Source organism: Geobacter sp. PheSNFMC (assembly GCF_059620965.1).
In genome coordinates this window covers 1-8,544 of the sequence record NZ_JCAMRN010000103.1, presented here as the reverse complement: position 1 = coordinate 8,544, position 8,544 = coordinate 1, and the positions used below count along the sequence as shown (strand labels likewise).

Sequence of the window (8,544 nt, the reverse complement as noted above, 5' to 3'; positions counted from 1 at the left end):
GCGTCGATGGCATCCCAGGCGGAAAGGCGGTCGGCCTTGCGCTTGGAAAGGACCGCGTACCCCTTCTGGTTCTCTTTGCGCTCGAACAGGGCCTTTACTTCGTCGCCCACCTGGACGGTCAGGTTGCCGGCCTCGTCGAGGAACTCTTCAACGGGGATGCTCCCCTCGGACTTGTATCCGATATCGACCAGCACGTATTCGTTGCTGATGTGCACCACCTTGCCCTTGACGACTTCCCCCACATGGTGATGCCTGATACTTTCCTGGAAAAGCTCGGCGAACTCGCCGGAGCCCCCCTGATCCGCCTCGTCCTCCGCATCGGCGAACCTTTTGATCGTCATTGCGGTGCGGCTGTTGTAGTCCTTGTCATCACTCATTTAAAGCTGGCCTCCCTACACGTCGTGGATTAGGATGAGTAAACGTAGCAATATCTATCGAAAAACTCAACCTTTTTTCTTATTGTCAAGCTCTTGTATCCGTTCTATTACCTTATCGATAAGCCACTTGGGCGTGGATGCGCCCGCAGTGACCCCTACCCGCTCAACCCCTTGAAACCATGATGCATCCAGCTCCTGGGCCGTCTCTATGTGGTGAGTGCGCGGCTGCAGCTCGGAGCAGACCTCGGCGAGCCGCTTGGTGTTGGCGCTGTTGAAGCCGCCGATGACGATCATGCAGTCCACCTCCCGGGCCAGGGCCTTGGCTTCGTCCTGGCGGACGGCGGTGGCGTCGCAGATGGTCTTGAAGACCCGGATCTCCCCCCCCTTGAGGAGGCATTCCTTCACCACGTTCTTGAGGGTTTCGAAGGATTGGGTGGTCTGGGCCACAACGCCGACCTTCTTCATGTTGGGAAGCCTGGCGGCCTCCTCGCCGGAACCGACCACGTGGACCGGCCCCTCGGCATAGGATACGATGCCCTGCACCTCCGGGTGGTCGGCATCGCCCACCACCACCACGGTATAGCCGTCGTGGGACAGGCGCTTCACGTGCTCCTGGGCCTTCTTGACAAAGGGGCAGGTGGCGTCGACCACCTCCAACTGCCGGCGGACCGCGTCTTCCAGTTCCGCGGAGGTCACCCCGTGGGACCGGATGATGACGGTGCCGTTGCCGATCCCTTCCAGGTCGCTCAGCACCTTCACCCCCATCCCCTCCAGGCGCTGCACGACCTGGGGCGAATGAATGATGGGGCCGAGGGTGAAGGTTTCCCCGTCCTTTTCGGCGGCCTCGAAGGCCATCTGGGTTGCCCGCTTCACGCCGAAGCAGAAGCCGGCCCGCTTTGCCAGTAGAATCTCCATTGCGTTGCTCCCGATGCTGCTACTCTGTTGCCGTCCCGGGTTACCCTCCCGGAAAGGCCCGTTCCCGCTCCCGCACGATGGATTCCATGCGGTCCAGGACTTCCTCGATGGAAAGACCGGTCGAATCGATGTCCACGGCGTCATCGGCCCGTCGCAGGGGGGCGTGCTCCCGGCCCGAGTCCTGCTCGTCCCGCCGGGCCACGGCCGCGATGGTCTCCTCAAGGGACACCTCCTGCCCCTTGGCCTTCAGTTCCAGGTAGCGCCGACGGCCCCGCTCCTCCACTGACGCGGAGAGGAAAAACTTCACGTCGGCGTCCGGGAAGACCACGGTGCCGATGTCCCGCCCCTCCAGGATGACCCCCCCTTCCCGGGCCATGTGGCGCTGGAGGCGCAACAGGACGTCGCGCACCACCTTGCGTGCCGAGATGGCCGAGGTGAGGGTGCTGATGGCCGGGGTCCGGATGGCGTCGGTCACGTCCTCGCCGTTGGCGGTCACCCGACAGCAGCCGTTAGTCCTGACAAAGGCGATCTCCAGGCCGGCGCAGAGCCCGGCCAGGGAGGCATCGTTGTCGGGCGCGATGCCGGCGCGGCTGGCGGCCAGGGCCACGGTCCGGAACATGGCGCCGGTGTCGATGTGGATGTAGCCGAGCCGGTCCGCCAGCAGCTTGGTTATGGTGCTCTTCCCGGCGCCCGACGGTCCGTCGATGGCGACGATGAGCCCCCTGCGCCCCGCCGCGCTCACCGTACCGCCACCCTGTCCAGGAGCGTAGTGAAGGTGGGGAACGAGGTGGCGATGCACTCGGTGTCGCTGACGGTGACGGCCCCCGAGGCGGCAAGCCCCGCCACGAGCATGGACATGGCGATCCGGTGGTCGCCGAAGCTCTCCACGGTGACGCCGTTCAGCCGGCCGGTCCCCTCGACGATCATGCCGTCCGCCGTCTCGGTGATAGCGGCCCCGGCTGCGCGCAGGTTGGCGGCCATGGCCGCGATGCGGTCCGTTTCCTTGACCCGCAGTTCCCGGGCGTCGCGGATGACGGTGGTCCCTTCGGCCAGGGCGGCGGCCACGCAGATGACCGGGAATTCGTCGATGGCCCGGGGGACCACATCGCCCCCGATCTCGATCCCCTTGAGGGCCGACGACCGAACCAGCAGGTCGGCCACCGGCTCGCCGGAAACCTCGCGCTGGTCGAGCAGCTCAATCGAGCCTCCCATGGCGGCGAGGATGTCGAGGATGCCCGTGCGGGTCGGGTTTACGCCCACCCCCCGGATGAGCAGCTCGGAGCCGGGGACGATCAGGGCGGCTACCAGGAAGAAGGCCGCCGAGGAGATGTCCCCCGGCACCACGATGTCGCGGCCGTCCAGTTCGTGACCGCCGTACACGGTGACCCCGGCGGCGTCGGTTTCCAGCCGGGCGCCGAAGTGGCGGAACATCCGCTCCGAGTGATCCCGCGAGAGATGGGGCTCGGTGATGCGGGTGGCACCGTCGGCGTAGAGACCGGCCAGCATGAGGGCCGACTTCACCTGGGCGCTGGCCACCGGCGAATCGTGGGTAATGCCGGTCAGGGGCCGGCCCACGATGGCCAGGGGCGCCTTTTCGCCGTTGTCGCGGCCGTGGATGCAGGCCCCCATGCGTGAAAGGGGCTCCACCACCCGCCGCATGGGCCTGCGCCGCAGGTAGCGGTCGCCGGTGAGGACCGTGTAGAAGCGCTGGGCAGCCATGAGGCCCGTCAAAAGCCGGATGGACGTGCCGGAGTTGCCGCAGTCGATGACGTCCTCGGCCTCGGTCAGGCCGTGGAGCCCGTTCCCCTCGATGCGCAGGGTCTCGCCGTCGTCGTGGATCTGCACCCCCATGGCCCGGAAGGCGTCGAGGGTGGCGATATTGTCTTCGCCCCGGAGAAAGCCGCTCACCGTGGTCACGCCGCGGGCGATGGAGCCGAGCATGATGGAGCGGTGGGAGATGGATTTATCCCCCGGTACCGCGATCTCGCCGCGCAGCGCGCGGGCGGGGTGTGAACTCAGGCGTACCACGGACACTCCTTTGCAGCTAGAGTATGGCGTCACGGGATTCCTTGGAATCCCGGAAGAACCGTTCGAGACCTTCCGCGTCCCCCGCGGCCACCAGGGAGCGGAGCCGGCTGAAGTACGCGGCGAAGTGATCCATCACCTCCAGGATCCCCTCCCGGTTCATGAGGGCGATGTCGCGCCACATGGCCGGGTCAGACGAGGCAATGCGGGTAAAGTCCCGGAAGCCGCCGGCCGAGTAGCGGAGAATGCTCTCCTCGAACCGGTCGTACCCCTCCACGGCGTTCACCAGGGCATAGGCGACCATGTGGGGGAGATGGGAGATGGCGGCAACCAGCCGGTCGTGCATCTCCGGGGCCATCAGCACCACTTCGGAACCGGCCGCCTCCCACATGCGGGCCACCGTGGCGAGCGCGTCGCGGTCAGTGGTTGCGGCCGGGGTCAGGATACAGCGCTTACCCTGGTAGAGGGTGGCGAAGGACGCCCCGACCCCCGAATGCTCGGTGCCGGCAATGGGGTGCCCCCCCACGAAACAGGTGCCGGCCGGCATGAGGGGATCGCACGCGGCCACCACCTCTGCCTTGACGCTGCCGCCGTCGGTCACGATGCACCCGGCGGTCAGATGGGGGCCGATCTCCCTCACTACCCCCGCCATGGCGCGGACCGGCACGGCAAGGAAAACCATGTCGGCGCCGGCAACCCCTTCGGCAGCCGTGGCCGCGGCCCGGTCGACAACCCCCAGCTCGGCGGCCTGCCGCAGGTTGGCCCGGTCCAGGTCGATACCCACGACCTCGCCCACGGCATCTGCCGCCCGCAGGGCCCGCGCCAGGGAACCGCCGATGAGGCCGACACCGATGACGGCCAGTCGCCGGACAAGGGGGGCGGAACCGCTCATTTCGCCCTGGGATAGGAGCCGAGAATCTTCACGAACTGGCAATAGTGCCCCAGGTCCTGAACCGCCTCGGCAACCACCGGATCGGTGATGTGGCCAACCAAGTCCAGAAAAAAGATGTATTCCCACGCCTTCTTCTTGAGGGGGCGGGATTCGATCTTGGACAGGTTGACGCCGCGGGAGGCGAAGGGCTCCAGCATCCGGTAGAGGATGCCCGGCTCGTCCTTGACGGAAAACATGAGCGAGGTCTTGTCGTCGCCGCTCCGCTCCGCCATCTTTCGGCCGACAACGAGGAAGCGGGTGAAGTTGTTGACCTGGTCCTCGATCCTCGTGCGCACCACCTTCAGGTCGTACTGGGCCGCGGCGAACTCGCTGGCAATGGCCGCGGCCGCGTAATCCTCGCTCACGATCTGGGCGGCCAGGGCGGTGGACGCCACGTCCACCACCGGCACCCCCGGCAGGTTGTTGTCGAGCCACTTGCGGCACTGGGCAATGGCCTGGGGATGGGAGTAGACCTTTTTCACGTCGTCCAGCCTCCCGGTGCGGGAGAGGAGGTCGTGGGACACCTCCAGCAGGATCTCTGCGTTGATCTTGAGGTCGCTCTCCATGAACATGTCGAGGGTGTGGGACACCATCCCCTCGGTGGAATTCTCCACCGGCACGACCCCGTAGAGGGCCCGCCCCTTCTCCACCTCCTCGAACACGGCAGGGATCGATTTCTGGGCCACCAGCTCCGCGGCCAGGCCGAAGTGCTGCATGGTGGCCAGATGGGTGAAGGTCGCCCGGGGCCCCAGGAACGCCACTTTCATGGGCGCCTCAAGGGCCAGGGACGCGGAGATGATCTCCCGGAACACGCTCTTGACCGCCTCGGCCGGGAAGGGACCGGCGTTGCGGGCGAGCAGCCGCTCGTAAATCTCCCGTTCCCGGTTGGGCACGTGAAAATCGCGCTTCTCCGCGGTCTTGACCTGTCCCACCTCCATGACCAGTCCGGCACGGCGGTTGAGCAGATCGAGGATGGCATCGTCAATGGCGTCGATCTCGCGCCGAAGTGCGTCGAGATTGCGTGTCGCGCTCAAGGGGGTCACCTGGGGGGAGAAATATGGTGCGGCAGTTCCGCGGAGGGAGGTACTGTATAGCAAAGGGGGCTAAAATGCAAACATTTTATGGTTTACACCATCGCTACTTGAGGCAGACCTTGCGTACCTCGTGGATGTCGGTGAGCCCCTGGAAGACCTTGAGGATGCCGTCCTGCCGCAGGGTGGTCATGCCGTCGGCCATGGCCTGCCGCCGGATGATCTCGGTGTCGGACTTCTTCTTGATGAGGCTCTTCATGGTGTCGGTGCCCTCGAGCACCTCGTGGATGCCGAGGCGCCCCCGGTAGCCGCTCTGATTGCAGGTGGTGCACCCCACCGGCCGCCCCAGAACCACCTCGTTGCCCAGCAGGCCGGTGGCGGCGAACTGCTCCTCGCCGTACTCCTCGATGATCTCGGAGAGTTCCTTCCGGTCCGGGCGGTAGAGCTCCCGGCAATCTTCGCAGAGGCGGCGGGCCAGGCGCTGGGCCACGACGCAGATGAGCGAATCGGAGAAGCTGAAGGGGTCGAGCCCCATTTCCAGGAGGCGGGTGACCGTCTCCGGGGCCGAGTTGGTGTGCAGGGTCGACAGGACCAGGTGCCCGGTGAGGGAGGCCTCCACCGCGATGGAGGCGGTTTCCTCGTCCCGCATCTCGCCCACCATGATCACGTCAGGATCGAGCCGCAGGAACGAGCGCAGGGCCGCGGCAAAGGTGAGCCCGATGCGCTGGTTGACCTGAACCTGCCGGAGCCCCTTCTGGGTGATCTCCACCGGGTCCTCGGCGGTCCAGATCTTCACCTCCGGCCGGTTGATGCGGGCGATGGCCGCGTGGAGGGTGGTGGTCTTGCCGCTTCCGGTGGGGCCCACCACCAAGACAAGGCCGTAGGGCTTGGCTATGGATTCCCCGAAGATGCGCATGTTGCGGTCGGTGAGGCTGAGACTGTCGAAGGAATAGGCCTGGCCCGTGTTCAGGAGCCGGATGACCACGTCCTCAAGCCCGCCGGCCGTGGGCATGGTGGCGATCCGCAGTTCCAGGTCCAGGGGGCCGAATTTCTTGAAATTGATCTTGCCGTCCTGGGGCTTGCGCTTCTCGGCGATGTCCAGCTCGGCCATGATCTTCAGGCGCGAGGGGATGGCGTACTTGTACTTGTATGGAATCCTCTGATACACCTTGCAACTGCCGTCGACCCGCATCCTGACGATCACGTCGTTCTTGCCGGGATAGGGCTCGATATGGATGTCAGAGGCCCGGTTCTGGTGGGCGTCGAAGATGATCTTGTTGACGAGCTTCACGATAACGCTGTCGCGCTCGGTGATCGTGCGCACCTCGTCGTCGATGTCCGGCTCGTCCTCCACGGCGCCGGAGCTCAGGATGTCGACGATGCTCCCCGGCGCGATCTCCAGATCGGCCTCGTCGAGGGAAAAGGCCTGGGCAGAGCCTGCGGCGGTCTTGTAGAGGCGCTGCTGGGCCTGGATGATCTCGCTCTCCATGGCGATGACCGGGATGATCCGGGACTTGATGCTCTGCTCGAGCTCCTTCAGCTCATGGAGCTTGATGGGATAAGCCATGGCCAGGGTGATGGTGTTGCCGATGCGGGAGATGGGGACGATCCGCTGGCGCTGGGCATAGTTGGGGTTGATGCAGCGGACGAGATCGGGGTCGATCTCCAGGGTGTTGATATGGACGAAGGAGAGGTCGTACTGGGTGGCAATGGTCTTGGCCAGGGGCTCCTCTTCGACGAGACGCAGTTTGCGGAGGGCGCGCTCCAGGGTGGAGCCGTCCCGCTTGGCGGCAGCCCGGGCCTGCCCCAGGCGCTCCTCGTCGATCAAGCGCTCCCTGATGAGGAGGTCGCCCAGTTTCTGGCGCTTGCCGGTCTGCTCCAGGATGTAGGACAGCTCGCCCTCGTTCAGAAACCCGAGCTTGCAGAGCAACTGCCCCACGGGCTGGTCGGGGAAGACCTTCTGCAGTTCCAGGGCCTCGCGGAGCTGATCCTCGGAGATCAGCCGGTGCTCGATAAGTATCTCGCCAACCTTTTTCTGGGACATGGGGGCAACGGACCTCGGGAACGGCCGCCGTTCAGTAGGAAACGATCGAGTAGCCGTTGAAATCGAGCAGATCGCGGAACAGGGGATTCAATGCCGCATTGGTGAAAAATCCCCCGGTCGCACTGCCTGAACGGGGGACCCGGAAGCCCGACATCTGGATCCCGTAGGGGGCCTCCCGGTAGGGGACCAGATCGTACCGGGCAAAGGCCCCCGGCATCCGCAGGCGGCCGAAGATTTTTTCCGCCACCACGCGGAAATCGTCATGGTCGCCGAGCATGATCACCCGGTAGCCCCTGGTCTCCAGCAAGCGAGTGAGGGTGTAGCTCACCGGATCCCCGTCAAAATGGCTCACCACGAACCGGTCGCCGCCGTTCTCGAAATAGCGGTCTGTCCGGACGAACAGCGTGACCCCGCCGTCGCCGGACCCGAAGAGCTCCACGCTGCGGTCCACGTCGTAGCGGAGGTTGAGCGCCCTGAGGATCGAGTCGGCAATGTCGCGCGGCTCGCTGGCAGTAATCTGGTACAGGGTCTGGCTCGCGGGAGGAGTCGATTCGCCCCGGGCCGGGAACGGCTCCACCAACTGGAATCCCTCGCGCCTCAGGAAGCCGGTCAGGGCGGGGGGCACCCCGCGCCGGTACTCGTCCACGTTCAGGAGGATCACGTCGTTGCGCAGCAGGCTGTCAGGGCTTTTCTCCACCTTGAAGTCGGCTGTGACGGTCAGCCTGGGATCGGCGCCGAACTCCAGGGAGACGTTCTCCTCCACCGAATAGAACCCCGCGCCCTCCAGCAGGGACGACAGGAAACGCCTCCGGTTGCGGGGATTCTCCGACACGATCCTGACCGAGGGTTCCTTCTCCTCGATGAGCGCCCGCACCAGGGGCGGAATCCTGCCCTCGGCATCGACCAGGATGCGGCCGCCGTCGGCGGCAGGAAACGTGGGAAAGTTCTCCGGATCGAGGGAGAGGGAAAAATTCCGGTCTTCGATCCTGATGGGACGCGCATCACGCACCTCGGCGGCAACGAGCCCGTCCCACAGGCGGCGGGCCGCGTCGAGATCGTGGGTCTCGCGCTCGCCGGCGTAGCCGGTCATCCGGAGCAGGTGGCCCGTCTCCTTTGCCGTGGGTCCCCTGGAGCCGGGGGCAACAGTTGCTTCCCGGGCAATGGGGCGGCTGCGGCCCCGGTCGTCGTTGCCGGCGGCAGCGCCCAGGGGGAGGCGAATGG

Annotated in this window: 8 protein-coding genes; all 8 read right to left on the bottom strand. The window is 65.7% G+C overall.

Annotation, left to right across the window (positions count from 1 at the left end):
* A partial coding sequence (locus tag AC6CDK_RS17175) for a S1 RNA-binding domain-containing protein (RefSeq protein WP_496639931.1) occupies nt 1-377 on the bottom strand: 377 nt, incomplete at its 3' end.
* 66 nt (nt 378-443) lie between these two features.
* Nucleotides 444-1,292, bottom strand: coding sequence for a 4-hydroxy-3-methylbut-2-enyl diphosphate reductase (gene ispH / locus AC6CDK_RS17170; RefSeq protein ID WP_039643325.1), 849 nt, complete (start codon nt 1,290-1,292; stop codon nt 444-446).
* 40 nt (nt 1,293-1,332) lie between these two features.
* Nucleotides 1,333-2,034 (bottom strand): (d)CMP kinase, encoded by a 702-nt coding sequence (gene cmk, locus AC6CDK_RS17165; protein WP_039643324.1) that lies wholly within the window; start codon nt 2,032-2,034, stop codon nt 1,333-1,335.
* Nucleotides 2,031-3,320 (bottom strand): 3-phosphoshikimate 1-carboxyvinyltransferase, encoded by a 1,290-nt coding sequence (gene aroA / locus AC6CDK_RS17160; protein WP_039643323.1) that lies wholly within the window; start codon nt 3,318-3,320, stop codon nt 2,031-2,033. Before aroA ends, cmk begins: the two co-directional genes overlap by 4 nt.
* A gap of 16 nt (nt 3,321-3,336) precedes the next feature.
* Complete coding sequence (locus AC6CDK_RS17155) at nt 3,337-4,209, bottom strand: prephenate dehydrogenase (RefSeq protein WP_192905514.1); 873 nt, start codon at nt 4,207-4,209, stop codon at nt 3,337-3,339.
* A complete protein-coding gene (gene pheA, locus AC6CDK_RS17150; protein WP_039643321.1) occupies nt 4,206-5,282 on the bottom strand; it encodes a prephenate dehydratase in 1,077 nt (358 codons plus the stop codon). Before pheA ends, AC6CDK_RS17155 begins: the two co-directional genes overlap by 4 nt.
* 103 nt (nt 5,283-5,385) lie before the next feature.
* On the bottom strand, nt 5,386-7,323 hold the full coding sequence (locus AC6CDK_RS17145; protein ID WP_039643320.1) for a GspE/PulE family protein: 1,938 nt from the start codon (nt 7,321-7,323) through the stop codon (nt 5,386-5,388).
* A 31-nt stretch (nt 7,324-7,354) separates the two neighbouring features.
* On the bottom strand, nt 7,355-8,544 hold a 1,190-nt coding region (locus AC6CDK_RS17140), incomplete at its 5' end, for a LysM peptidoglycan-binding domain-containing protein (protein WP_496639930.1).

Bases quoted from the DNA above. Each gene is read 5' to 3' on its own strand.
- ispH (WP_039643325.1), bottom strand. From the start codon at position 1,292: ATGGAGATTCTACTGGCAAAGCGGGCCGGCTTCTGCTTCGGCGTGAAG.
- AC6CDK_RS17155 (WP_192905514.1), bottom strand. From the start codon at position 4,209: ATGAGCGGTTCCGCCCCCCTTGTCCGGCGACTGGCCGTCATCGGTGTC.
- AC6CDK_RS17145 (WP_039643320.1), bottom strand. From the start codon at position 7,323: ATGTCCCAGAAAAAGGTTGGCGAGATACTTATCGAGCACCGGCTGATC.